2 tRNA genes are annotated in these 542 nt (G+C 44.6%); both read right to left on the bottom strand.

The features are described 5' to 3' along the window. Nucleotides 1–146: 146 nt before the first annotated feature. A tRNA-Ala gene (locus L976_RS01445) sits at nucleotides 147–222 on the bottom strand. 137 nt (nucleotides 223–359) lie between these two features. Next, nucleotides 360–436 (bottom strand) — tRNA-Ile (locus tag L976_RS01440). Between the last annotated feature and the right edge of the window lie 106 nt (nucleotides 437–542).

Genomic DNA, 542 nt, shown 5'->3' with positions numbered 1-542 from the left:
GAACTCAATTTTTTTCGTATTAACACAACGACAGACATCATTGTATTAATTACTATCAGCTTTCCAAATTGTTAAAGAGCGGGCTTAAAAAAGCCAAAGATAATGTTTTAGTTTATCTTTGGCATCTCTAACCATAATGCAGTAAATGGTGGAGCTATGCGGGATCGAACCGCAGACCTCCTGCGTGCAAGGCAGGCGCTCTCCCAGCTGAGCTATAGCCCCATTTACATGCAGTGCGAGTAAATAAGATGTTCCAAACCTCTTAAAGGATTGGTTTGCCAATCATTTCTTATCAAAGCGGACAGTGGCGACGTTTAGTTCACTAAACGAGTCACTTTCCAACGCTGAGAAGGAAGGATTGGTGGGTCAGAGTGGACTTGAACCACCGACCTCACCCTTATCAGGGGTGCGCTCTAACCAGCTGAGCTACAGACCCATCTTTTACTCTATCTTCTATCAAGCAAATCTGTGTGAACACTCAACAAACATCGAGTTAGTCGTATAGGTAAGGAGGTGATCCAGCCCCAGGTTCCCCTAGGGCT

Source organism: Shewanella sp. ZOR0012, assembly GCF_000798835.1.
Taxonomy (GTDB): Bacteria; Pseudomonadota; Gammaproteobacteria; order Enterobacterales; family Shewanellaceae; genus Shewanella; species Shewanella xiamenensis.
This window is presented reverse-complemented; position numbering and strand designations above follow the sequence as displayed.